This window comes from Mesorhizobium sp. M7A.F.Ca.CA.004.04.2.1 (assembly GCF_004022825.1).
Taxonomy (GTDB): Bacteria; Pseudomonadota; Alphaproteobacteria; order Rhizobiales; family Rhizobiaceae; genus Mesorhizobium.
Genome location: NZ_RZPH01001835.1, coordinates 1 through 401, shown reverse-complemented (window position 1 = coordinate 401; position 401 = coordinate 1). Strand labels below are relative to the sequence as shown.

Here is a 401-nt window from a genome sequence, read left to right as displayed (position 1 = left end):
GTGCAGCTGGTCTATGTCGACATCGGTCGCGCCGACCTGCCGCTGGTGACCAAGCTGCCCGGCAATGTCGAGGTCAAGCGCGGTTCGACATTGCGGCTGAGCGCCAATGGCGAGGACCTGCATCTCTTCGACGCTGACGGACGGTCGTTTGCCCTTCATGAGGCTGAAGCGAAGGCGGCCTGAGGCAGAACCGCGTCTTGGACAAAAAAGAGCAGCGGGCCAGGCCCGCCGCTCTTTTTTTGAAGATCAGCTTCGACTGTTAACGGCCGAAGAGATTCCGGTCGCTGCCCTGAGGAGCGGACTTCTCTACGTCGCCCGACGAATTGAGCAGCTTCTCGACGAGGCCACCGCTGTTGCGGACCGAGCTCGTATGCGCGCTGTCAACCGAAGTAACCGCAGGC

The 401-nt window shown here is 61.6% G+C and carries 1 protein-coding gene and 1 pseudogene; one reads left to right on the top strand and one right to left on the bottom strand.

What is annotated here, in order from left to right:
• Positions 1 to 183, top strand: a pseudogene (locus EN893_RS37835) (ABC transporter ATP-binding protein); the annotation flags it as partial.
• A 76-nt stretch (positions 184 to 259) separates the two neighbouring features.
• Here the strand turns inward: EN893_RS37835 and EN893_RS37830 are convergent.
• Positions 260 to 401: DUF680 domain-containing protein (locus tag EN893_RS37830; RefSeq protein ID WP_128362352.1), on the bottom strand; the 142-nt coding region annotated here is incomplete at its 5' end.